Genomic DNA, 23,307 nt, shown 5'->3' with positions numbered 1-23,307 from the left:
CGTTGCCGGTGGCCGCTGGCACGATGGCGTGATGGTCCTGGTCCGCATGCTGCGCCCGTTCACCCGGGCGGTGACGTACACACGGTGGCTTCATCTCTGCGTGGCCATCGTGTGGCCGTCCCTCTGGCTGTTCATCGACGAGGCGTGGTGGACCGTGGGCACGGCGACCGTGCTGCTCGGCCTCGCGGGCCTGGTCCCGGCCATGCGGGTCGTGGAGGGGTTCCAGGCCAGGCTGCTGCTGACCGGCCTTCGGGGCGGGGGCGAGAGCGCGGAGATCGTCGTCACCCCCTCGGCAACGTGGAGCGACCGTGGGCGGATGGTGGTCTGGCTGCAGGCGCGGTTGTTCCTCGGGGTCCTGGTGACCCATCTCTGCGTCCAGCTCCTCTTCCTCACGCTGGACCTGATGTCCACGTCGCGCAGCGGTGAGCGCGCGGGCGGCGCCTGGCTGGTCGTCGAAGGGCCTCACTGGTGGCACGGCCCGCTCGCGCCCCTGCCCTTGGTCGTGGCAGCAGCGGTCGTGGTCGGTTCGGGGCACCTCATCACCCGCATCGCCCTGCGGCTGCTCGGCCCGTCCCCCGCCGAGCGGATGGCGGCACTGGAGGAGCGCACCGAACACCTGCTGGAACGCACGCGGATCGCCCGCGAGTTGCACGACTCCATCGGGCACGCGCTCACGGTCGCCGTCGTGCAGGCGGGCGCCGCCCGGGCGGCAGGTGATCCGGCCTTCACCGACCGGGCGCTGGTCGCCATCGAGGAGACCGGCCGGGCCGCGCTGGAGGACCTGGAGCGAGTGCTGGGCGTCCTGCGCGAGTCGCAGAAGCCCGTGAGCGGCAGACCGACCCTGGCGGACGCGGACCGGCTGCTGGAGTCCGCGCGGGCCTCCGGAGCGAAGGTCGAGGCCGAGGTCACCGGGCCCGTGGACACCGTGCCGGGTCCGGTGTCGCGGGAGGGCTACCGGATCCTCCAGGAGGCACTGACCAATGTGCTGCGGCACGCGGGGGCGGTCCCGGCACAGGTACGCGTCGAGGTCACCGGCGGCACCCTCGTCCTCGCGATACGCAACCCGCTGACCGCGCCGGTGTCCGGCCCCGGACGCGGCAGTGGCCTGCGCGGCATACGCGAGCGCGCCGCCCTGCTCGGCGGACGCGCCCGGACCGGCCCCGACCGAGGTGACTGGCAGGTCCATGTCGAACTGCCGCTGAGTTGATCTAGGCTGACCGGATGCCGGTCACCGTTCTCCTCGTCGACGACGAACCCCTCGTGCGCGCGGGTCTGCGGGCCGTGCTGGAGGCACAGCCCGACATCGAGGTCGTCGGGGAGGCCGCCGACGGGGCGGCGGTGATTCCGCTCGTGCGGCGGCTGCGGCCGGACGTGGTCGCCATGGACGTGCGGATGCCGCTGCTGGACGGCATCGAGGCCACGCGGGCGCTGCTGCGGACGGTCGACGACCCGCCCCGGATCCTTGTGGTGACGACCTTCGAGAACGACGAGTACGTGTACGAGGCGCTGCGGGCGGGCGCCGACGGGTTCCTGCTGAAGCGGGCCCGGCCCGCCGAGATCGTGCACGCGGTGCGGCTGATCGCCGAGGGCGAGTCGCTGCTGTTCCCGGCCTCGGTGCGGCAGCTCGCCGCCGAGTACGGCGACAGCGGCGGGAATCGTGCGGCCCGGGCCGTGCTGGAGCGGGCCCAGCTGACCGAGCGGGAATCCGAGGTGCTGCGGCTGATGGCGCGGGGCCTGTCGAACGCGGAGATCGCCGCCCGGCTGGTCGTGGGGACCGAGACCGTGAAGTCGCATGTCAGCTCGGTGCTGGCGAAGTTGGGGGCGCGGGACCGCACCCAGGCGGTGATCGCGGCGTACGAGTCGGGGTTCGTGGCGCCGGGCTGACCGCGGGGGCGGGCGTCTGCCCCTCGCCGGGGTGTGCCGTACCGAAGTACGATCCGGCCAACACGCGCACGACCTGGGAGGACGGACGGTGGGGCGGCTGACCGGCGGGGATCCCTCGCTGCTGCGAAGGATCAACTCCGCGGTGGTGCTGCACGCGCTGCGTGCCACGGACTGCGCGACGCTGACCGAGATCACCCGGGTGACGGGGCTGTCCCGGCCGACCGTCGAGGGCGTCGTCGAGGGGCTCATCGAGGCCGGGCTCGTCGTCGAGAAGGCGGCCGAGGAGGGTGCTGCCCGGCGACAGGGGCGTCCGGCGCGGCGGTTCCGGTTCCGGGCGGAGGCCGGGCATCTGATGGGGCTGGAGATCGGGGCGCACCGGGTGGCGGCGCTGCTGTCCGACCTGGACGGCCGGGTGATCGGCGCCCAGGCGAAGGACGTGCCCGAGACGGCGGGGGCCGACGAGCGGCTGGAGCGGCTGCGCGGGGCGGTCGCCGAGCTGCTGCGGCGGGCCGGGGTCGCCCGCGGCTCGCTGCGGGCCGTGGGCGTGGCGACGCCCGGGATCGTGGAGGCCGACGGCACGGTGCGGCTGGGCACGGCGCTGCCGGGCTGGACGGGGCTGCGGCTGGGCGAGCGGCTCGGCCGGTCGTTCAAGTGCCCGGTGCTGGTCGAGAACGACGCCAACGCCGCTGCCGTGGCCGAGCACTGGAAGGGCGCGGCCACCGAGTCGGACGACGTGGTCTTCGTGCTGGCGGGGCTCAGCCCGGGCGCCGGTTCGCTGATCGGGGGGCGGCTGCACCGCGGCTACGGCGGGGCGGCCGGTGAGATCGGGGCGCTGCATCTGCTGGGCCGGGGGGTGACGCCCGAGACGCTCCTCTCGACCACGGACGAGCCCCTGCACCCCCTCGACGAGCAGGCGGTCGCCGCGGTCTTCGCGCAGGCCCGCGAGGGCGACCAGCGGGCCCGCGCGGCGGTCGACCGCTTCATTCAGCGCCTGGTCCACGACGTGGCTGCCCTCGTCCTGGCCCTGGACCCGGAGCTGGTCGTGATCGGCGGGTGGGCGGCGGGCCTGGACGGCGTCCTGACCCCCCTGCGCGAGGAACTCGCCCGCTACTGCCTGCGGCCCCCACAGGTCAGCCTCTCGGCCCTGGGAGACGCGGCAGTGGCGACCGGCGCCCTGCGCCTGGCCCTCGACCGTGTGGAGGAGCAACTCTTCACAGTGGAACGCCTCTGAGCGGCAGCGCCCTTCGAGGGCGCGCGGAACAGCGTGACGAGCCACAACGAACCCGCAGCCCCACGCACACCGCACGCCCCCGGTCGGAACGGTCAGGAAGCCTGCCGCTGCATCCCGGCGTGGATCTCCACACCCCCCGAGTCCCCGAAGGTCAACCGGCACGTGTCAGCCCGGTACGTGGCCACCGACAACGCGGACGTACGCCCCCCGGCCACGAAGCGAGTGGTCACCACCAGCACGGGCGCTCCCGGCAGCCGGTCCAGCTCCTTCGCCTCCTCGGCCCCGGCGGAGCCGAGCTCCACCGCGTTCTCCTGTCGCTCCAGCTCCAGCCGCTGCAACTCCCGCAGCACCGCACGCGCGCGTGCCGCTCCGGACGGCGCGTCGATGCCGGAGAGCTCCGGCACCGAGGGCTGCGGGATGTACAGCAGCTCCGCGGCCACCGGCCGGCCGTGCGAGACGCGGGAGCGCCGCACGATGTGCACGGGCTCGTCCCGGCCGGTCTCCAGCGCGTCGGCGACGGCCGGGGGCGGCACGGCCGCCGTGCAGTCGACAGGCTGCCAGGCGTCCTCCGAACCGCCCGGCCAGGTGTGCGGGCCGGTGCCGAGGGAGACGCCCACGCGGGGCGGCGCGACGGTCGTACCGACACCGCGGCGCCGCTGCAGCCTGCCTTCGAGTTCGAGTTGCTCCAGGGCCTGGCGGAGCGTGGCGCGGGCGACGCCGAAGCGGGCCGCGAGGTCGCGCTCGTTGGGCAGGATCTCGCCCACCGAGAACTCCGAGTCGAGCGCCTGACTGAGCACCGTCTTGAGATGCCAGTACTTCGGTTCCTGCACCGATTCCAGCTGCGTGGTCCCCACCCTGTCCTCCGCATTCGCCGTGGTCGGCAGCGTTTTAGCGCCCTTGTTTATTAAAGGTTGTTGCACTTCTCTGCGACCATAGGGCGGCCCTGATTCTTGGTCAAGACCAATGGCCGGGAACGTTCACGGCGCGTTCACGCAGGGCCGTGGTCCGGCCCCCCGGCGCGTCTAACCGGCGGCCAGGGAGCGCAACTTGTCGGGGTTGCGGATGATGTAGACGGACTGAACGCGGCCGTCGGCGACGTCGAGCTGGAAGACGGAGTCGGGCCTGCCGCCGGAGAGGACCAGCGCGGCCGGGCCGCCGTTGAGCTCCAGGAAGCGCACGGACAGGCCGGGCAGGCTCTTCCGCGCGGCGCCGACGAGGAAGCGGCCCACCTTGTCGGCGGTCCGCAGGACCCGCAGCGGCGCCCGGGACTTGCCGCCGCTGTCACCGACGAGCCGGACCTCCGGGGCGAGCAGCGCCATCAGGCCTTCGAGGTCGCCGTCGGCCGCGGCGGCGAGGAACCGCTCGGTGAGGTCGCGGCGCTCGGCGGGGTCGACCGCGTAGCGCGGGCGTCGCTCGTCGACGTGCTTGCGGGCCCGCCCGGCCAGCTGGCGCACCGCCGGTTCGCCGCGGTCGAGCATGGTGGCGATGTCGGCGTAGGGGAAGCCGAAGGCCTCGCGCAGCACGAACACGGCCCGCTCCAGCGGTGACAGCGACTCCAGCACGACGAGCACGGCGAGCGAGACGGAGTCGGCGAGCACGGCACGCTCGGCGGTGTCCGGCACGGTGCGGCCGAAGTCGGTGACGTACGGCTCGGGCAGCCAGGGGCCGACGTACGTCTCGCCGCGGGTCTTGATCTGGCGGAGCCGGTCGATGGCGAGGCGGGTCGTGATCCGCACGAGGTAGCCGCGCGGCTCGCGCACGTCGCCGCGGTCGCTGCCGGACCAGCGCAGCCAGGCCTCCTGGACCACGTCCTCCGCGTCGGCCACCCGCCCCAGCATCCGGTAGGCGACGCCCAGCAGGACGGGGCGGTGCGCTTCGAAGACGTCGGTCGCGGTCTCGGTGGTCACGGCTCCATCCCAGCCCACCCTTGCGGCCCTGTCCAGGCGGGATCGCCGCTTCCCGGACAGAATGGCCGACAGGACGCCGGTGATCGGCGCTACGGCTGCGGAGGTGGCGATGCGGTACGGGGTGCTGGGCACGGGACAGGTCGGGCGCACGCTCGGCGGACGACTGGTGGAGCTGGGGCACGAGGTGCGGCTCGGCTCGCGCACGCCGGACAACACGGCCGCCGTGCAGTGGGCCGCCGCGGCGGGACCCCGGGCGGGCGCGGGGACGTTCGCGCAGGCGGCGGAGTTCGGGGAGGTCGTGGTCAACGCGGTCGGCGGGCGGGTGGCACTGGCCGCGCTGGAGGCGGCGGGCGCGGAGCACATCGACGGCAAGGTCGTCGTGGACGTGTCCAATCCGCTGGCCTTCGAGGAGGGGGAGCTGCGGCTGTCCCCCGTCGAGTCGGACAGCGTGGGTGAGCAGATCCAGCGGGCCTTTCCGCACGCGCGCGTGGTGAAGTCGCTCAACACGGTCAACTGCCGGGTGATGGTGGATCCGGGCAGCGTGCCGGGTGAGCACAACGTCTTCGTCTGTGGGGACGACCCGGCTGCCAGGGAGCAGGTGACGGCGCTGCTCGGGGAGTTCGGCTGGCCGGCGGAGCGGGTGCTGGACCTCGGCGGCATCCGGGCGGCCCGCGCCGTGGAGATGTGGCTGCCCCTGTGGGTCGGGCTGTTCCAGAAGTTCGGGCACGGCGAGTTCAACCTGGAGGTGCGACGGTCGCGTTGAACGGGCCGACGCGGCGAAGGTGGCGTGCCCATGGGGCTACCGGCGGGTAGCAATTGCTGACAAGCTGTCTACGGCGTCCGTCAGCGAGTACAGCCGAGGAGCACCCCATGTCCGCCACCGTCTCCTTCGAAGTCGCCTCCGCGCAGGGCGAGCAGAGCGTGACCCTGTCCTACACGCGCCGGGGCAGCGGCGAACCGCTGCTCCTGCTGCACGGCATCGGCCATCACCGGCAGGTGTGGGACCCGGTGATCCCGGCGCTGGCGGCCGAACGCGACGTGATCGCCGTGGACCTGCCGGGCTGCGGCGAGTCACCGGCGCTCCCGGACGGCATGGCGCACGACCTGCCCACCATGAGCACGGTCCTGACGGCTCTCTTCGGGGCCCTGGAGATCGACCGGCCGCACGTGGCGGGCAACTCGCTGGGCGGTCTGCTGGCACTGGACCTGGCCCGGGCGCAGCTCGTCCGCTCCGTCACCGCCCTGTCCCCCGCCGGGTTCTGGAACGAGGCCGAGCGCCACTACGCCTTCACCGTGCTGACGGCGATGCGGCAGATCGCCCGGCGGATGCCCCCGCCCCTGGTGGAGCGGCTGGCCCGCCCGGCCCTCGGCCGCACCCTGCTGACGAGCACCATCTACGCACGGCCCGGCCGCCGCTCCCCCGAGGCCGTGGTCGCCGAGACACTCGCCCTGGCCCGCGCCCAGGGGTTCTCCGAGACGCTGCGCTCCGGCCGGACGGTGCAGTTCACCGACGACATCGTGGGGACACCGGTCACCGTGGCATGGGGCAACCGGGACCGGTTGCTCATCCCCCGCCAGGGCGTGCGCGCCAAGCGCGTCATCCCCGGGGCCCGGCTGGTGCGGCTGCCCGGTTGCGGGCACGTCCCGATGAACGACGACCCGGCGCTGGTGGCCAGGGTGGTCCTCGACGGCAGCCGCTGACCCCGCGGGGAGGGCCGCAGAGCCTCTAAGGTCTCCCCTCATGAGGCCGACGCGGAGGAACGAGGGCGGAACTGCGGCGTCCGCAGCCTGGGAGCTGCTGCTCCCGGCCGCTTCGGCCCCGGCACGCACACGTGGCCGTTCCCTGCAGGCGGCGTTGCGCGAGGCGGTCCGCTCGGGCCGCCTCGCGCCGGGCACCCGGCTGCCGTCGAGCCGGGACCTCGCGGCGGACCTGGGGGTGTCGCGCGGGCTGGTCACGGAGGCGTACGAGCAGCTGACGGCCGAGGGGTATCTGCGCAGCGGCCGGGGCGCCGGAACGTGGGTGGGGGCGGCCGTACGGGGCGCGCGGCCGCGGGCGCACGACCTGGCTCCGCGCTCGCCCGGCACCCGGGCGGACTTCGTGCCCGGGACACCGGACCTCGCCCTGTTCCCACGCGCGGCCTGGGCCGCCGCGCAGCGCGCTGTGCTCGCGGAACTTCCGCACCAGGAGCTGGGCTACCCCGATCCGCGGGGGCTGCCGAGGCTGCGTACCGCGCTGGCCGAACTGCTCGCCAGGCGACGGGGCGTGGTGGCCGACCCCGAGCGGATCGTGGTCGTCTCGGGCGTGGCCCAGGCGACGGCCCTGCTCGGCTTCGCACTGCACGCGCGCGGGATGCGCACCGTCGGCGTGGAGGACCCGGGCAGTCCCCAGCACGACGCGCTGTACGCCTCGGCCGGGGTCGCCGCCGTGCCGCTGCCGTTGGACGACGAGGGCGTCGGCCTGGAGCCGCTGCGGGCGTCCGGTGTACGGGCCGTGGTGACGACACCGGCCCACCAGTTCCCCACCGGCATCGCCTGTTCGGCCCGGCGGCGCGCCGAACTGCTGGACTGGGCACGGTCCGTGGACGGCATCGTCCTGGAGGACGACTACGACGGCGACTTCCGTTACGACCGTGCCCCCGTCGGGGCGCTCCAGGGCCTCGACCCGGACCACGTGGCCTACACCGGCTCGGTCAGCAAGTCCCTCGCGCCGGGGCTGCGACTGGGCTGGCTGCTGGTACCGGAGTCCTGGACGGAGGAGATCGTCGAACGCAAGCGCACGATGGATCTCGGCCACCCGGCCCTCGACCAGGCCGTGTTCGCACGTTTCCTGGAGCGCGGCGACTACGACCGCCAGCTGCGCCGCTGCCAGCGCGCCTACCGCGACCGGCGCGACGCGCTCGTCGCGGCGCTGGACGCGCGCTTCCCCGGAGCGGAGGTGTCCGGTATCGCCGCGGGCCTGCACGTGATCGCCACGCTGCCGCAGCGGTACGGGCCCGAGGAGCGGTTCCTCGCGCGTGTTGCGGAGGCGGGGGTGGCGGTGCGCCCGCTCTCGGCCTACGTCCATACGCCGACCGGGCCCGAGGCGACCGGGGAGGTTCGGCTGGTCCTGGGCTACGCCCATGTGCCGCCCGCGAGGATCACCGAGGGCGTGCGGCTGATGGCGCAGGCCGCATCCGGGTGAGCCGACCGGTTCGCGCGTTCCCTCACCCTGCGGTCAGTTGTTCACTTGGGGTTCGTGTGTGCGCTGCGGCGTGCCAGTAGTTGTGGCTCTGCACACTTGGCCGGATCCCGTCCCTGGAGGCGCATCCATGTCACACCGTCCGTTGCCCGGGCGCCGTAGCGTCCTGCGTGGCTCCCTCGCCGCGTCGGCGGCCCTGTCCCTGCCCACCGCTCTCGGCGCGGCGCCCGCCTTCGCCCGCTCCGGGCGCCCGACGGCGGGGTGGGGGGTGCAGGCGGGCGACGTGACCTCCGACTCCGGGCTGGTGTGGGCGCGCTCCGACCGGCCGGCCCGGATGATCGTCGAGACGTCGGCGACCGAGTCGTTCCGCAACACCCGCAGATGGCACGGGCCGCTGCTGGGCCCTGGCACCGACTTCACCGGCACGACCCGGCTGCGCGGCCTGCCGTCCGGCGAGCAGATCCACTACCGCGTGCTGCTCGCCGACCCGGACGACCCGCGCCGCGCCGGTGAGCCGGTCACCGGCACGTTCCGCACGGTGTCCGCCAAACGCCGCGACGGCGTGCGGTTCGTCTGGTCCGGCGACCTGGCCGGGCAGGGCTGGGGCATCAACCCGGAGCACGGCGGCTACCGCATCTACGAGGCGATGGGCGCCCTCGACCCGGACTTCTTCCTCTGCAGCGGCGACAACATCTACGCCGACGGCCCGATCACCGAGACCGTGGCCCTGCCCGACGGCCGGACCTGGCGCAACGTCACGACCGAGGAGAAGGCCAAGGTCGCCGAGACGCTGGCGGAGTTCCGCGGCAACTTCCGTTACAACCTGCTGGACGAGAACCTGCGGGCCTTCAACGCCCGGGTGCCGTCCATCGTCCAGTGGGACGACCACGAGGTCGTCAACAACTGGTACCCGGGCGAGATCCTCACCGACACGCGGTACACCGAGAAGCGCGTCGACGTGCTCGCCGCACGTGCCCGCCAGGCCTTCTCCGAGTACTTCCCGATCTCCACGCTGCGCCGCCCCGACGGCCGGGTCTACCGCGTGCAGCACCACGGCCCGCTGCTGGACGTGTTCGTCCTGGACATGCGCACCTACCGCAACGCGAACTCGCCCGACGACCAGACCACCGACGAGCAGGGCATCCTCGGCCGGGAGCAACTGGAGTGGCTCAAGCGCGAGCTGTCCCGCTCGCGGGCGGTGTGGAAGGTGATCGCCTCCGACATGCCGATCGGGCTGGTCGTCCCGGACGGTCAGAACATCGAGGCCGTCGCGCAGGGCGACCCCGGCAAGCCCCTGGGGCGTGAGCTGCAGATCGCCGAACTGCTGCGGTTCGTCAAGCACCGGCGGATCACGGGCACGGTGTGGCTGACGGCCGATGTGCACCACACCTCGGCGCAGCACTACCTGCCGTCCAAGGCCGCCTTCACCGACTTCGAGCCGTTCTGGGAGTTCGTGTCGGGCCCGCTCAACGCCGGCGCCTTCCCGGCGAACGCGCTCGACGGCACCTTCGGCCCGGACCGCGTGTTCGTGAAGGCGCCGACCACCGCCAACGTCTCCCCCGCCGGTGGCTACCAGTTCTTCGGCGAGGTCGACATCGATGGCCACAACGGCGAGCTGACGGTGCGTCTGCGGGAGCAGGACGGCACCGTACTGTTCACCCAGACCCTCCAGCCGCGCCTGGTCGGCCAGTAGGTACGGAACTCAACGTTTGAGGCGTCGACGAAGGGGGCAAACTGCCCCCTTTACCCATCGGTCACAATGCGTTCGCGATCACGCAACACCGTTCCGTCACAGTGGGTGCATGACGCGAGAAGTGACTCAAGTGACGCACGCAGACGACAACTGCCGCCCCGCCACCTCGTGGCAGCGGGCCACGGCGGCGTTCCACGCCTGGCGGACACGGCGCCAGGAACACGCGCCACCCACGAGTGATACCGGGTCCCCGGCACCGGAGCCGGTGCCGGGGGCGAACACCCTGTGGCGGATGCGGACCACGGTTCGGGAGGAACCGGGGTCACTGGCGGCGCTGTGCAGCGCCCTGGCCGGGCGACGCGTCGACATCCTCAGCCTGCAGACGCACCCGCTGGCCGAGGGCACGGTCGACGAGTTCCTGCTGCGGGGCCCGGACGGCCTGCCGGCGTCCGCGATCACCACGGCCGTCGAGTCGGCCGGTGGCGCCGACACCTGGATCGAGCGGGCCGACGCCCACGACCTGGTGGACGCGCCGACCCGGGTCCTCGGGCTGGCCGCCCGCACGGCCCTGGACTCGGCGGAACTGCCGCTGGCCCTGCGTCAGTTGCTGGGCCGGTGCACGATCCGGTCCCTGCCCGCGCCGGCCGGTGAGGGCCGGGCACCGGAGAGCCTCGCCGTCGAGGGGGCCCTCGACGACACGGTGCTGCGGCTGCGCGCCCCCGAAGGCGGAGTGATCATCGTGGAACGGCCGTATCTGCCGTTCACACCGACCGAGTTCGCCCGGGCGAGGGCTCTGGTGGAGCTGGACGCCAGGCTCGGACCGCGCCTGCCGCACGGACGGGACGTGTTCACACTCGCCGAGGGCAGCGACATCACCGTGCGGCGGGCCGACACACGCGACCTCGAAGCGGCCCGGGCGATGCACGAGCGGTGCTCGCCGCGCACGCTGAAGCTGCGCTATCACGGGCCCGTCGGTGACGCCGACCGGTACCTCACCCACCTGCTCAGTCCCCGGTACGGCCGCACGCTCGCCGTGCAGACGGCATCCGGGCGGATCGTCGGGCTCGGTCACCTCCTGTGGGACGGGGACGAGACGGAGGTCGCGCTGCTCGTCGAGGACGCGTGGCAGCGGCGGGGTGTCGGGGCGGAGTTGCTGTCGCGGCTGGTGGCCCTGGCCGTCGAGGCGGGGTGCTCCAGCGTGTACGCCGTGACGCAGGCGTCCAACACGGGCATGGTCGCCGCCATGCGGGGGCTGGGGCTTCCTCTCGACTACCAGGTCGAGGAGGGGACGCTGGTCATCACGGCGCGGCTGGGTGAGGCGGTCGTGACGAGTGCGGAGGAGCTGGGGAGCGCCTCCGCGTCGTAGGGGTGTACGTCAGTTGGCGAGTGCGGGTGCTGCGTGGTTGTCCGCGCCGTTCCCCGCGCCCCTTTCTGGGCGTCGTCCCAGGGCTGAGTCCAGATCCGCCCAGAGGTCATGCACGTCCTCCAGGCCCACCGACATGCGCAGGAGCTGGTCGCTCACCCCGGCTCCCCTGCGGTCGTCGGCGTCGACGATGCGGTGGCTGATGGAGGCCGGGTGCTGGATGAGGGTGTCGACGCTGCCGAGGCTCACCGCCGGGGTGATCAGGCGGACCGCGCCGATCACCTCGTGCGGGTCGCCGTGCACCTCCAAGGCGACCATCGCGCCGCCGATGCGCGGGTAGTGCACGCGGGCGACGCGCGGGTCGGCGGCGAGGCGGCGGACGAGTTCGGCCGCCGTGGCGGAGGCCGCCCGGACCCGGACGGGAAGGGTGGACAGGCCGCGCAGCAGCAGGTAGCCGGCCAGCGGGTGCAGGACTCCGCCGGTGGCGAACCGCACTTGGCGCAGCCGTCCCGCGAACTCCTCGTCGCAGGCGACCACACCCGCCAGGACGTCGCCGTGCCCGCCGAGGTACTTGGTGGCGCTGTGCAGGACCAGCCGGGCACCGTGCTCGGCTGGGCGCTGGAGGACCGGCGTGGCGAAAGTGTTGTCCACCAGCAGCGGCACCGAGCCGCAGGCGTGCGCGACGGCCCGCAGGTCGACCTCGGCGAGTGTGGGGTTGGCCGGGGACTCGACCAGGACCAGTCCGGTGTCCGGGCGCAGGGCGTCGGCGACGCCGGCCGGGTCGGTCCAGGTCACCTCCGTGCCCAGGAGCCCGGCGGTCAGCAGGTGGTCGCTGCAGCCGTAGAGGGGGCGTACGGCGACGACGTGCCGCAGGCCCATGGAGCCGCGGACGAGCAGGACGGCGCTGAGCGCGGCCATGCCGCTCGCGAACGCCACTGCCGCCTCGGTGCCCTCAAGGCGGGCCAGGGCGGTCTCGAAGCGGGCGACGGTCGGGTTGCCGAGCCGCCCGTAGACGGGCGGGCCGTCCGGCTCGGCGCCGGTGGTGGCGAAGGCGTCGATGCGGGCCGCCTCGCCACGGCTGTCGTACGACGGGTAGGTGGTGGACAGGTCGATCGGCGGGGCGTGCAGCCCCTGCCGGGCGAGGTCGTCCCGCCCGGCGTGCACGGCCTCGGTGGCGAGGGCTCGCGGTGCGGTGCGTATGGCGTCGTGGGCGCGCGTGCTCGTTGTGTCCATGTCCATGGGGGGAAGGGTGAACATCGGCCGGGCTCTCGGGGGCGTCTCCCGTGCTACGTTCGGCCGATGGCTGAATCTGTCGTACTTGATCCGGTGGATCTCCATCTGCTGCGGCTGTTGCAGAACGACGCCCGGGCGACCTACCGGGATCTCGCCGCGCAGGTCGGGGTGGCGCCGTCGACCTGTCTGGACCGGGTGACGCGGCTGCGCCGCTCGGGCGTGATCCTCGGGCACCGGCTCGAGCTGGATCCGGCCAAACTCGGGCGAGGGCTGGAAGCACTGCTGTCGGTGCAGGTCAGGCCGCACCGCCGGGAGCTGGTGGGACCCTTCGTGGAGCGGATCCGGGTCCTGCCGGAGTCGCGGACGGTGTACCACCTGACCGGTCCCGACGACTATCTGGTCCATGTCGCGGTCGCCGACATGGCCGACCTGCAGCGGCTGGTGCTGGACGAGTTCACGTCGCAGCGGGAGGTGGCGCGGGTGGAGACCCGGCTGATCTTCCAGCAGTGGGAGTGCGGGCCGCTGCTGCCGCCTTCGCCCTCGGCTCAATCCGCGTGACGTGTGCGGTCCGTCGTACGAGGATGGCCGCATGTCTGAGATCAAGAGCCCGCTGCCCCGAGAGGTCGCCGACGCGTACGTCGACGAGCTCGTCGCCCTCGACCCGATCACCGGCACGTTCCTCGGCGACAAGGAGAGTTCGAGCAGGCTGCCCGACACCTCGCCCGCGGGGCAGGAGGCGCTCGCGGAGCTGGCGCGGCGGACGCTGGCCCGGCTGGACGAGGCCGAGCGGCTGCCCGGCGCGGACAGTGACATCGAGCGCCGGTGCGCGCGGCTGCTGCGCGAGCGACTGGGCGCCGAACTCGCGGTGCACGAGGCCGACGAGAGCCTGCGCTCCGTGAGCAACCTGAGTTCCATCGCCCATGCGGTGCGGCAGGTGTTCACCGTGACTCCGGCGCAGACGGAGCAGGACTGGACGGCGATCGCCGAGCGGCTGCGCGGTGTCCCGGCCGCGCTGGAGGGCTACCGGGAGTCCCTGGCGCTCGGCCTGGAGCGGAAGCTGTACGCCGGCCCACGCGCCACCGCCACCTTCGTGACGCAGCTCGGTGAGTGGGCCGACGCGGACGGCGAGGGGCACGGCTGGTTCGAGCAGTACGCGGCCGCCGGACCCGAGGCCCTGCGGTCCGAGCTGGACGCCGCCGCCCGCTCGGCCACCGAGGCGGTCGTGCGGCTGCGCGACTGGATGCGGGACGTGTACGCGCCGACGATCGAGGGCGCGCCGGACGTGGTGGGCCGGGAGCGGTACGCGCGCTGGGTGCGCTACTTCAACGGCACGGACCTCGACCTGGACGAGGCGTACGCCTACGGCTGGTCCGAGTACCACCGGCTGCTCGGCGAGATGAAGAGCGAGGCCGAGAAGATCCTGCCGGGCGCCGGTACGCCGTGGGAGGCGCTGGCCCACCTCGACGAGCGGGGCACGCACATCGAAGGCGTCGACGAGGTCCGCGACTGGCTGCAGAGCCTCATGGACGAGGCGATGGACGCGCTCGACGGCACCCACTTCGACCTGGCCGAGCGGGTGCGCCGGGTGGAGTCTCGCATCGCCCCTCCGGGCAGCGCCGCGGCCCCCTACTACACGCCGCCTTCGGACGACTTCTCGCGCCCGGGCTGCACCTGGCTGCCCACCATGGGCGAGACGCGCTTCCCGGTCTACGACCTGGTGTCGACCTGGTACCACGAGGGCGTGCCCGGCCACCACCTCCAGCTGGCCCAGTGGAAGCACGTGGCGGAGAACCTCTCCCGCTACCAGGCGAGCGTCGGCATGGTGAGCGCCAACGCCGAGGGCTGGGCGCTGTACGCGGAGCGGCTGATGGACGAACTGGGCTTCCTGACGGACCCGGAGCGCCGCCTCGGCTACCTGGACGCGCAGATGATGCGGGCCGTGCGCGTCATCATCGACATCGGCATGCACCTGGAGCTGACGATCCCGGACGACTCGCCCTTCCACCCGGGCGAGCGCTGGACGGCCGAGCTGGCGCAGGAGTTCTTCGGCTCGCACAGCAGCCGGCCGGCCGACTTCGTGGAGAGCGAGCTGACCCGCTACCTGTCCATGCCGGGCCAGGCCATCGGCTACAAGCTCGGCGAGCGGGCCTGGCTGCTGGGTCGCGAGAACGCCCGCAAGCGGCACGGCGACGCCTTCGACCCGAAGGCCTGGCACATGGCGGCGCTGTCGCAGGGGTCGCTGGGTCTGGACGATCTGGTGGACGAACTGTCGCAGCTGTAGGTCGCACACCCGGGGGATGCCCCGTCGTCGGGCGGGTGCGGGTCCGTCGTGGCCGGTCGCGCGGTTCCCCGTGCCCTTGGAGGGCGTCCGTCAGCGCGGCGTTCGCAGGTGGAGCCTGATGAGGTCCAGCCAGGTCTCCGGGCCCGGCTGGACCCGTGCGGTGCGGATGGTGTAGGTGGCGGGTTCCAGGGCCACCCGGACCTGGTCGGTGTCCGCGAGGCCCGTCCCGGGCCAGGCCGCGTCGAAGAGGCGGACGGGCCCGGGTACCTTCCAGGTCGTCTCCGGTCCCCACTCCGCCGTGGCGGTCGCCGGGGGGACGCTCGCCAGCAGTTCCTCCTCGGAGTCGCCCGCGCGCCACCGCACGAACATGCCGTGGTCGGGCAGATAGGCGGTCGCGGCGGGCTCGTCGCCCAGGACCAGCGCGGTGCAGTCGCCGACCGGGAGGAGGCCGACGTGGCCGTCCACCTCACAGGCCCGGTCGTAGTCCGAGGCCGTCTCCTCGCCGTCGGCGCCCGCCCAGAACGGCAGGACGGTTTCCGGTACCGCTATCAGCGGCCCCCCGCCCGACTCCACCCACTCCACAGCGCCCGGCTCCGCGTATCGCACCATGGCGCAAGAACCTACAGGGCTGATTCGCGGCAGCGGATCAGGGGTCAGCAGCCGCAGTCGTCCGCGCCCACGGGAGCCGTCAGGGGGTCCGGGGCCCGGCGCTCGCGCCCCTGCCAGGTCTCGAACGCCAGGCCCTCGCGCACCCAGTACTCGAAGCCGCCGAGCATCTCCTTGACCTGGTAGCCGAGTTCGGCGAGGGCCAGGGCGGCACGGGCGGCACCGTTGCAGCCGGGGCCCCAGCAGTACGTCACGACCGGCACCGTCCGGTCGAGGAGCTGCCCGGCCCGCTCGGGGACGAGCGCGGTCGGCAGGTGGAGCGCGCCGGGGATGTGTCCCTGGTCCCACGCCTCGGTGGAGCGCGTGTCGACGAGGACGAAGCCGGGGTCGCCGCCGGGGTCGAGTGCGGCGGCGACGTCGGACACGTCGGTGTGGAAGGCGAGACCGGCGCGGAAGTGGGCGGCGGCCTCGGCCGGAGCGGCGGGGGCGACGCGCAGGACGGGATTCACGGTGGTGGTCATGCGGAAAAGCTACGGCCGTCCGTCCCGCCCCTGAAGTGGCGATCCCCGGCACTTCGCTTGATCCGCCGGGGATTCCCCTGCTATGCCTCCGGCATGACCGAGTATTCCCCGGACGCCACCGACTGGCGCATCCTGGACGTCCTCCAGCGGGAGGGCCGGGCCAGTTTCGCCGAGCTGGCCCGTGCCGTGTCCATGTCGGCCAGCGCGGTGACCGAGCGGGTGCGTCGCCTGGAGGAGGCCGGGGTCATCCAGGGCTACGCGGCGGTGGTGGATCCGGAGCGGCTGGGCCTGCCGATCCTGGCGTTCGTGCGCCTGCGCTATCCGAACGGCAACTACAAGCCCTTCCACGACCTCGTCGCCGTCACGCCCGAGATCCTGGAGGCGCACCACGTCACGGGCGACGACTGTTTCGTCATCAAGGTGACGGCCCGCTCGATGCGCCACCTCGAGGAGGTGTCGGGGAAGATCGGGGCGCTGGGCTCGGTGACCACGAGCGTGGTGTACTCCTCGCCCCTCCCCCGGCGTCCCCTGGGTCGCTGAGGGTCGCTGACCTCAGCCGGCGCCGCGCTGCCGCAGTGTCGACCCGGAGCGGCCCTTGACCACTTCGAGCTGGGCGTGGACCCGGCGCCGCAGGTCGGCGACATGGCTGACGATGCCTACGCTGCGGTCGCGTTCGCGCAGGGAGTCGAGCACGTCGAGGACCTCGTCCAGGGTCTGGTCGTCGAGGCTGCCGAAGCCCTCGTCGATGAACAGCGTGTCCAGCCGCACCCCGCCCGCCTCGTCCGTGACGACGTCCGCGAGGCCGAGGGCCAGGGCGAGCGAGGCGAAGAACGTCTCGCCGCCCGAGAGCGTCGCCGTGTCGCGTTCGCGGCCGGTCCAGGCGTCGACGACGTGCAGTCCGAGTCCGCTGCGGCCGCGTCCGGTGCGGTCGTCGGAGTGGACGAGGGTGTAGCGGCCGGACGACATGCGGCGCAGCCGTACGGTCGCGGCGGCGGCGACCTGTTCCAGCCGGGCCGCCAGGACGTACGACTCCAGGCGCATCCGGCGTTCGTTGTCCGCCGAGGTGCCGGCGGCGAGGCCGGCCATCCGGGCGACGCGGTCGTACTCCTCACGCAGTGGCGCCAGCCGGCGTACGGAGGCGGTCGCCCGGGCGGAGAGGCGGTCGAGGTCGGCGCAGCGCCGCTCGGCGGCGTCGTGGGCGGAGGCGGCATCGCGCAGCCGCCGGACCGCTGCGTCGGCGGCCCGCTGCGCCGCGTCCGGGTCGGCCCGCGGCTCCCGGGCCGCAGCGGCCGTGTCGGCCTCGGCGAGGACGGCCCGTACGGCGGCCTCCTCGTGCTGCCAGGCGTCCAGGCGGCGTTGCAGTTCGCGGTGGGCGGCGCGGTCGAGGAGGGCGTCGGCCGCGGCCTGAGGGGTCTCGAAACCCGCCCGGAAGGCGGCGTCGGCCAGCCGGGCGTCGGCGTCCTTCAGCCGCCGGGCGGTGTCCTCGGCCACGCGGGCGGCATCGGCGGCGTCCGTGAGCAGCGCGGTCCGCCGCTCCAGCTGCGCCGCCCGCGCGGCGACACTGTCAGAGGAGCCGCGGGCCCGGTCCAGTTCCTCCTCCAGCGCGGCCCGTTCGCGGTCCAGGCGCTCCCGGTGACCGACCCGGGAGGCGGTCCGCACGGCGGTCTCCTGCCGGGCGGCGAGGCGCCGTTCGTGCTCCTGCCCGGCCTGCCGGAGCCGCTCCTGCGCGTCGTGCAGCTCGGCGGCGGCACTGCGGGCCTGCGCGTACCGCTCTTCCAAGTCCGCGCACTCGTCGTCGAGTTGCGCGGTCGGCGTGTCACCGGCCTCCGCGGTGGCGGCGGCGAGCGCCTCCCGTACCTCGCCGAGGCGCCGTTCGTCCTCGGCGCGCCGCTCGTCGGCGCGCTGGTAGGCGGTGAGGGCGTGCTCCTCCGCCTCGCGGTCCACGTGCCCGGCGACCTTGCGGGCGGGGGCGGGGTGTTCGGTGGCTCCGCAGACGGCGCAGGGTTCACCGTCGGTGAGGTTCGCGGCCAGTTCGGCGGCGATGCCGTTCAGGCGCTGCTCCTTGAGGTCGAGCCAGTGCTGCTTGGCCCGAAGCGTCTCGTCCCGCGCCGTGCGGACCCGGTCGACCGCCCGGTCCGTGTCCTGGGCGAGCTGGTCGCGCGTGCGGGCCGCCCGCAACCGCTGCTGCGCGGGCTCACGCCGTGCGCCGAGCTGCTCGGCGAGGGCGGCGGCCTGCTGCGCGGAGTCGACGCGGGTCTGGAGTGCGGTGCGCCGCTCCTCCCAGCCGTCGAGCCAGGCCTCCGCCTCCTGCAGGAGGTCGGCGTCGGCGCGTTCCTGGCGGTCCAGGCCGGCCCGCTCCTGCAGGAGTTCGGTCAGTCGTCGCTCGGCGCGGCGGGCCGAGTCGAGCCCGCCCAGTTCCTCGGCGGCGCGGCGTGCGGCGGCGGCGAGTCCGGCCGCGCCCGCGTCGGCGAAGGTCTCCGGCAGCAGGGCACGCGCGCGTGCCTCGGCGGCGGCTGCCCGGCGGTGTTCTGCTTCGGAGGCTTCCCGCAGGTCGAGGGCGGGCGCGACGGCTTCGGCCTTGCGGGCCCGCTCCATGAGGGCCTGGGCCTCCCGGTAGGCCTCGGCTCCCTGCTCCAGGCGCGCCGCCCGTTCTTGTGCCTCGTCGAACCGCCTCTGCAGCCGGGCCAGTTCGCGTACCCCGTCCAGGGCGCGGGCGGCGGCGGCCTGCCGGGATTCGGCCGCGGTGAGCGTGCACGCGGCGACGGTGAGCTGCTCGCGGGCGGTGCTGCGGGTCACGGCGGCGGCACTCAGCACGGCCTCGGCGAGTCCCGGTTCGCCCGGGGCGAGTTCCGGCAGCTCCATGGCGTCGTCCGCGGCCTGCTGCATGCGGTGGGCGTCGGCCAGCAGTTCCGCGTCCCCGTCCCGCACCCGGGCCTCGGTGGTGCGGCGCCGCTCGGCGAGGCGCTTCTCGACGTCGGCGAAGCGGCGGGTGTCGAACAGACGGCCCAGCAGTTTGCCGCGCGCCTCCGCGTCGGCGCGCAGGAACCGGGCGAAGTCGCCCTGCGGCAGCAGTACGACCTGGCAGAACTGTTCCCGGCTCATGCCGAGCAGCTGGGTGATCTCCTCGCCGATCTCCTGGTGGGAGCGGCTGAGGTCCTTCCAGGCTCCGGCGGTCGGGTCGTACTCGCGCAGCCAGGTCTGGGCCTTGTCCAGGGTCGTGCCGGTGCCGCGTTTCTTGGGGCGTTCCCAGGGCGGCTGACGGGTGACCTCCAGGCGGCGCCCGGCGACGGTGAGGTCGAGGGTGACCTCGGTGCGGGTCGCGGGCGCGGCGTGGTCGCTGCGCAGGGCCGTGCCCTGGCCGCCGCCCTGCCGGGCTCCCGGCACCGAACCGTAGAGGGCGTAGCAGACGGCGTCCAGGACGGATGTCTTGCCCGCGCCGGTGGGTCCGTGCAGCAGGAACAGTCCTGCCGCCGAGAGCTCGTCGAAGTCGACGGTCTGGGTGCCCCCGAAGGGTCCGAAGGCGGTGACCGTGAGCCGGTGGAGCCTCACCGGGCCACCTCCCGTACGGTCTCGTCCGCCCGTACCGCGTCGAAAGCGTCCCGCAGCACGCCCTGTTCGTGCGGGTCGGGTCCGGCGCCGCGCACATGGGCGACGAAGTCCTCGGCGATCTGCTGGTCGCTGCGGCCGGCCAGGCGCCGGGCGTACGACACCTCGGACTCGTTCTCGTCGCGGTCGGGGTCGAAGACCAGGCTGAGGGTGTGCGGGAAACGTGCGGCGAGCCGGGCCATCGGGTCGGCGGGGCGGACGGGGTCGGTGAGGGTCGCCTCGACCCAGGCCTCCTCGTACCGTGTCAGGTCCGCATCGGCGAGCAGGTCCTCGAGCGTGCCCCGGATCCGCGCGAGGGAGCGGGGCACCGGGCAGTCGACGCGCTCGGCGTCGACGGAGCCGTCCGCGGCCAGGTCGACCAGCCACATGCTCTTGCGGTGGGCGGCCTCGGAGAAGGAGTAGGGCAGGGGTGAACCGGAGTAGCGGACGCGGTCGGTGAGGGTCTGGCAGCCGTGCAGATGCCCGAGCGCCACGTAGTCGACGCCGTCGAACACCCCGGCCGGCACGGCGGCGACGCCACCGACGGTGATGTCCCGCTCGCTGTCGCTGGGTTCGCCACCCGTGACGAAGGCGTGGGCGAGGACGACGGAGCGGGTGCCGGGCGGGCGGGCGGCGAGGTCGGCGCGGACCCGGTCCATCGCGGCGGTGAGAACGGCCTCGTGCCCGGCCTTGTCCACCCCGAACTCGTCCCTGACCAGGGCCGGTTCGAGATAGGGCAGCCCGTAGAAGGCGACGTCGCCGTGGGCGTCGGCCAGCATGACCGGAGTGCCGGCCGCCGCGGGTTCTGTCCGGAGATGGATGCCGGCCCGCCCGATGAGCCCCGCCCCGACGCCCAGCCGGCGGGCCGAGTCGTGGTTGCCGGAGATCATCACCGTCGGCACGCCGAGGCCTGCGAGGCGGTGCAGGGCGTCGTCGAACAGCTCGACCGCGGCGAGCGGCGGCACCGCCCGGTCGTAGACGTCCCCCGACACGACCACCGCGTCCACGGCGTGCTCCCGCACGGTCGTGACGAGGTGGCTGATGAACTCGGCTTGGGCGCCGAGCATGTTCACCCGGTGGAAGGCCCGGCCGAGATGCCAGTCGGAGGTGTGCAGCAGCCTCAAGACGCCGCTCCGACCCGCATGTCTCCCCCTGCTGTCCGTTCGTCGGCGACGCGAGCCGGTCCGGCTCGCTGTCGGCCCACCACGCTAACGCCTGTGGGCACCCGGTCCACCACGAACCCCGGACTGTCACCCCTGTCCGGTAGTAATTCAGGGGTTATGTCCACAACTGGGCTGTGAAGCAGGTCATTGCCGTGCTCGCGCAGCCGTCGGGGCTCGAGGTGCGCCTCCCTCAGGCGTCCCCGTACGCCTCCCCGCCCGTTTCGAAACCGGCCGTGCCGGCGGTGGCGTCGGCCAGCCAGGAGCGGAAGGTGTCCACGTCGGAGTCCGGGAGGGCGATCTCGATGGTGACCACCTCGCCGTAGTGCACGTCCCGGACTTCGCGGCCGGTGGTGCGCAGGTCGTTCTCCAGCTTGCCGGCCCGCTGGTGGTCGACGGTGACCGTGGCCAGCCGGAACCTGCGGCGGGTACGGGTACCGAGGGCGTCCAGGGCCTCGCCGACCGCTCCGCCGTACGCCCGGATGAGCCCGCCCGCTCCGAGCTTGACCCCGCCGAAGTAGCGGGTGACGACGGCGACGACGTACCGCATGTCGCGGCGCAGCAGCATCTGGAGCATGGGGACGCCCGCCGTGCCGCCGGGTTCGCCGTCGTCGCTCGCCTTCTGGACGGAGGCGTCGGCGCCGATGACGTAGGCCCAGCAGTTGTGGGAGGCGTCGGCGTGTTCCTTGCGGACCGAGGCGATGAAGTCCTGAGCCTCCTGCTCGGTGGCCGCCGGGGCGAGAGCGCACAGGAAGCGGGAGCGGCTGACCTCGGTCTCGTGCACGCCGGCACCGGCGACCGTGCGGTATTCGTCCTCCATCCGGCCAGCCTAATCCCCTGGTCGGGAGCGTCCCGACGGGGCGGCTGCCTCTCCGGGGACGCGGAAGGACGGCCCTCGACACCTCAGGTCGGCCGGTACCGCCGAGACCTCCGCTACGAGTGGGCCACGACCTCACCGGCCGTGACCTGGGGCGGGTGGGGCAGCAGTTCGGCGAGCCGGTCCCGGACGAAGTCCCCGGCCCTCCGGGTCGACTCCTCGGCGCCGCCCCGGTCCTGGAAGACACCGGTCGACACCATCACCCCGCCGCCGGCGTCGACCCAGTAGTAGGCCACGAACCCCGGGACCTCGCGGACGATCGGCAGGAACTCCTCGTTCACCCGGCGACCCGCCTCAGCCGGGTCGGTCACCCCTTCGTACCGCCGGATCACTGCGTGCATGACTGGTCTCCTCATGGGTCGGCAAGGCGTTCGCTCAGACGCCATACCCGCCGCGGGACGTGTGCGCAGCGCAAGCCCGGCACACATCACCGGAAAGGCCCCATGCCCGTGCGGACACGACCTAGTGCTTCGCGCCCCGGGGCACCGTGACGGACGTGAGCAGCGCGGCGCCGGGGGCCAGCGCCTGCCAGGTCGTGCCGTGCCAGGACAGGACGGCGATCGCGGAGGTGGGGAATTTCGTGCGAACCTGTTCCAGGGTGTCGTCGAGGCCGTCACCGGCGAGGGCCAGGACCAGTTCCTCGAGCCCGGGGTTGTGCCCGATCAGCAGCAGCGTCTCCACCTCGGCGGGCACCTCGTGCACCACGGCCAGCAGGCCGGACGGGCCGGCGGCGTACAGGCGCCGGTCGTGCCGGACCGGCGGGGGCGAGCCCCACTCGGCCGCGGCCAGGTCCCAGGTCCGGCGGGCACGGACGGCGGTGGAGCTCAGTGCGAGGTCCGGCAGGAGGTCGGCGTCGGCCAGGGCCCGTCCCGCCGCGGGGGCATCCCGGCGGCCGCGCGGGGCGAGGGGGCGTTCGTGGTCGGCGACGTCCAGCGGCCAGGCGGACTTGGCGTGCCGCAGCACGATCAGACGGCGCAGCGGGCCGGCGCCGCTGCGGGCGATCATGACGGCGATCCCAGGTCGCCTGCGAGGTCGAGGCCGAGGAGCCGGTCGGCGTAGGCGTATGTCTCGAAGCGGGCGCCGTCCGCGAGCTCCGGCTCGGTCTCGACCTGACGCAGGACCTCCAGCACCCGCGGCACGTCCAGGTCGTCGTCCCAGGCTTCGCGCAGCCGCTCCCGTACGCGGTCGGGGACGGGCCGCGAGGGCTGTCGCGCCCAGCCGGCGACGGCGGCGCGCCAGCGGGCGAGGGTGGCCCCGGCCTCGTCGAGTCCGGCGGGCTCCAGCCGGACGGGGGCGCTGTGGTGCCGGGTGAGCAGGGCGAGGCGCAAGGCGGCCGGGTCGCTGTGGCCCGGCGGGCCCGGTTCGACCGGGGCGACGGCGATGCGCACCCCGTCGGGTACCGTCTCGCCCTCGGCGGCGACATGGACGGCCTGGGACTCGCCCAGACCGGCGCCGACGTCGGGGCTGTCCTCGAAGGGGCGGATGCCGAGTGTCGTGGCCTCCGCGCGCAGCTCCGCCTGCCGGTTGCCACCGGTCAGCAGTGCCCAGACGGGTGTGCCGCCGAGTTCCAGGGTCCGCACGAGCAGGTCCCCGACGAGCAGCACCCGCAGGTTCGTCGCGCCGGAGTCCGACGCGTGCACCTGGACGCGGGTCAGGCCCCGGCGGGCCGGGGCGGCGTCGACCGGCTCACGGGTTCGGGCGTCGATGATGCGCAGCACGAGGCGAGCGTAGGCGGGCGGACGGGCCCGCGCAGGCAGGCCGGGCGTTTTCCGGCCACCGTGGCGCGAT

22 protein-coding genes are annotated in these 23,307 nt (G+C 73.8%); 11 read left to right on the top strand and 11 right to left on the bottom strand.

What is annotated here, in order from left to right:
- Positions 1 to 37: 37 nt before the first annotated feature.
- The 3 genes from ACFY5B_RS25760 (at position 38) to ACFY5B_RS25750 (ending at position 3,115) form a co-directional block, all read left to right on the top strand.
- On the top strand, positions 38 to 1,207 hold the full coding sequence (locus ACFY5B_RS25760; protein WP_389973453.1) for a sensor histidine kinase: 1,170 nt from the start codon (positions 38 to 40) through the stop codon (positions 1,205 to 1,207).
- A 14-nt stretch (positions 1,208 to 1,221) separates the two neighbouring features.
- Positions 1,222 to 1,884 carry a response regulator gene (locus tag ACFY5B_RS25755; RefSeq protein WP_389973022.1) on the top strand — a complete coding sequence of 221 codons (663 nt, stop codon included), beginning with the start codon at positions 1,222 to 1,224 and terminating at the stop codon, positions 1,882 to 1,884.
- Between the two features lie 88 nt (positions 1,885 to 1,972).
- Positions 1,973 to 3,115, top strand: a complete 1,143-nt coding sequence (locus ACFY5B_RS25750; RefSeq protein WP_389973019.1) for an ROK family transcriptional regulator — start codon at positions 1,973 to 1,975, stop codon at positions 3,113 to 3,115.
- Between the two features lie 92 nt (positions 3,116 to 3,207).
- On the opposite strand, the gene ACFY5B_RS25745 is transcribed toward ACFY5B_RS25750, so the two are convergent.
- Together ACFY5B_RS25745 and ACFY5B_RS25740 are read right to left on the bottom strand one after the other, a co-directional pair.
- Positions 3,208 to 3,969, bottom strand: coding sequence for a GntR family transcriptional regulator (locus ACFY5B_RS25745; protein WP_389973016.1), 762 nt, complete (start codon positions 3,967 to 3,969; stop codon positions 3,208 to 3,210).
- Between the two features lie 168 nt (positions 3,970 to 4,137).
- Complete coding sequence (locus ACFY5B_RS25740) at positions 4,138 to 5,022, bottom strand: RNA polymerase sigma-70 factor (protein ID WP_389973014.1); 885 nt, start codon at positions 5,020 to 5,022, stop codon at positions 4,138 to 4,140.
- A 109-nt stretch (positions 5,023 to 5,131) separates the two neighbouring features.
- Between ACFY5B_RS25740 and ACFY5B_RS25735 the strand changes: the two genes are divergently transcribed.
- The 5 genes from ACFY5B_RS25735 to ACFY5B_RS25715 all read left to right on the top strand — a co-directional run bounded on the left by ACFY5B_RS25735 (position 5,132) and on the right by ACFY5B_RS25715 (position 11,259).
- Positions 5,132 to 5,785 (top strand): NADPH-dependent F420 reductase, encoded by a 654-nt coding sequence (locus tag ACFY5B_RS25735; RefSeq protein WP_389973450.1) that lies wholly within the window; start codon positions 5,132 to 5,134, stop codon positions 5,783 to 5,785.
- A 107-nt stretch (positions 5,786 to 5,892) separates the two neighbouring features.
- On the top strand, positions 5,893 to 6,723 hold the full coding sequence (locus tag ACFY5B_RS25730; protein ID WP_389973011.1) for an alpha/beta fold hydrolase: 831 nt from the start codon (positions 5,893 to 5,895) through the stop codon (positions 6,721 to 6,723).
- 40 nt (positions 6,724 to 6,763) lie between these two features.
- On the top strand, positions 6,764 to 8,203 hold the full coding sequence (locus ACFY5B_RS25725) for a PLP-dependent aminotransferase family protein (RefSeq protein ID WP_389973008.1): 1,440 nt from the start codon (positions 6,764 to 6,766) through the stop codon (positions 8,201 to 8,203).
- Between the two features lie 127 nt (positions 8,204 to 8,330).
- On the top strand, positions 8,331 to 9,893 hold the full coding sequence (locus ACFY5B_RS25720; protein WP_389973005.1) for an alkaline phosphatase D family protein: 1,563 nt from the start codon (positions 8,331 to 8,333) through the stop codon (positions 9,891 to 9,893).
- A gap of 109 nt (positions 9,894 to 10,002) precedes the next feature.
- Positions 10,003 to 11,259 (top strand): GNAT family N-acetyltransferase, encoded by a 1,257-nt coding sequence (locus ACFY5B_RS25715; protein WP_389973002.1) that lies wholly within the window; start codon positions 10,003 to 10,005, stop codon positions 11,257 to 11,259.
- 9 nt (positions 11,260 to 11,268) lie between these two features.
- Here the strand turns inward: ACFY5B_RS25715 and ACFY5B_RS25710 are convergent, their stop codons facing one another.
- Positions 11,269 to 12,489: a trans-sulfuration enzyme family protein gene (locus ACFY5B_RS25710; protein ID WP_389973447.1), complete on the bottom strand. Its 1,221-nt coding sequence runs from the start codon at positions 12,487 to 12,489 to the stop codon at positions 11,269 to 11,271.
- A gap of 66 nt (positions 12,490 to 12,555) precedes the next feature.
- Between ACFY5B_RS25710 and ACFY5B_RS25705 the strand changes: the two genes are divergently transcribed.
- Positions 12,556 to 13,047 (top strand): Lrp/AsnC family transcriptional regulator, encoded by a 492-nt coding sequence (locus ACFY5B_RS25705; RefSeq protein ID WP_358325217.1) that lies wholly within the window; start codon positions 12,556 to 12,558, stop codon positions 13,045 to 13,047.
- 31 nt (positions 13,048 to 13,078) lie between these two features.
- Entirely contained in the window at positions 13,079 to 14,770 is a 1,692-nt protein-coding gene (locus ACFY5B_RS25700) for a DUF885 domain-containing protein (RefSeq protein ID WP_389972998.1), read from the top strand.
- Between the two features lie 90 nt (positions 14,771 to 14,860).
- Here the strand turns inward: ACFY5B_RS25700 and ACFY5B_RS25695 are convergent, their stop codons facing one another.
- Both ACFY5B_RS25695 and ACFY5B_RS25690 read right to left on the bottom strand, forming a co-directional pair.
- Positions 14,861 to 15,379, bottom strand: coding sequence for an immunity 21 family protein (locus ACFY5B_RS25695; RefSeq protein WP_389972995.1), 519 nt, complete (start codon positions 15,377 to 15,379; stop codon positions 14,861 to 14,863).
- 44 nt (positions 15,380 to 15,423) lie between these two features.
- On the bottom strand, positions 15,424 to 15,897 hold the full coding sequence (locus tag ACFY5B_RS25690; protein WP_389972992.1) for a rhodanese-like domain-containing protein: 474 nt from the start codon (positions 15,895 to 15,897) through the stop codon (positions 15,424 to 15,426).
- Between the two features lie 93 nt (positions 15,898 to 15,990).
- On the opposite strand from ACFY5B_RS25690, the gene ACFY5B_RS25685 reads away from it, so the two are divergent.
- Positions 15,991 to 16,437, top strand: coding sequence for an Lrp/AsnC family transcriptional regulator (locus ACFY5B_RS25685; protein WP_345665832.1), 447 nt, complete (start codon positions 15,991 to 15,993; stop codon positions 16,435 to 16,437).
- A 12-nt stretch (positions 16,438 to 16,449) separates the two neighbouring features.
- Here the strand turns inward: ACFY5B_RS25685 and ACFY5B_RS25680 are convergent, their stop codons facing one another.
- From ACFY5B_RS25680 to ACFY5B_RS25655, 6 genes are all read right to left on the bottom strand, one after another.
- Positions 16,450 to 19,446 (bottom strand): AAA family ATPase, encoded by a 2,997-nt coding sequence (locus ACFY5B_RS25680; RefSeq protein ID WP_389972989.1) that lies wholly within the window; start codon positions 19,444 to 19,446, stop codon positions 16,450 to 16,452.
- Entirely contained in the window at positions 19,443 to 20,606 is a 1,164-nt protein-coding gene (locus ACFY5B_RS25675; RefSeq protein WP_389972986.1) for an exonuclease SbcCD subunit D, read from the bottom strand. The genes ACFY5B_RS25680 and ACFY5B_RS25675 overlap by 4 nt, the downstream gene beginning before the upstream one ends.
- Positions 20,607 to 20,835: 229 nt before the next feature.
- Entirely contained in the window at positions 20,836 to 21,462 is a 627-nt protein-coding gene (locus ACFY5B_RS25670; protein WP_389972983.1) for a YigZ family protein, read from the bottom strand.
- Between the two features lie 113 nt (positions 21,463 to 21,575).
- Positions 21,576 to 21,860 (bottom strand): hypothetical protein, encoded by a 285-nt coding sequence (locus tag ACFY5B_RS25665; RefSeq protein WP_389972980.1) that lies wholly within the window; start codon positions 21,858 to 21,860, stop codon positions 21,576 to 21,578.
- A 121-nt stretch (positions 21,861 to 21,981) separates the two neighbouring features.
- Positions 21,982 to 22,524: a SixA phosphatase family protein gene (locus ACFY5B_RS25660; protein ID WP_389972977.1), complete on the bottom strand. Its 543-nt coding sequence runs from the start codon at positions 22,522 to 22,524 to the stop codon at positions 21,982 to 21,984.
- The gene (locus ACFY5B_RS25655; RefSeq protein ID WP_389972974.1) at positions 22,521 to 23,237 is read right to left on the bottom strand and encodes a hypothetical protein; all 717 of its coding nucleotides are present in this window, start codon (positions 23,235 to 23,237) and stop codon (positions 22,521 to 22,523) included. Before ACFY5B_RS25655 ends, ACFY5B_RS25660 begins: the two co-directional genes overlap by 4 nt.
- Positions 23,238 to 23,307 lie beyond the last annotated feature (70 nt).

This window comes from Streptomyces sp. NPDC013187 (assembly GCF_042899705.1).
GTDB lineage: Bacteria > Actinomycetota > Actinomycetes > Streptomycetales > Streptomycetaceae > Streptomyces > Streptomyces hawaiiensis_A.
Note: the sequence above shows the minus strand (reverse complement) of the source record. Positions and strands in the feature narration are given on the sequence as shown.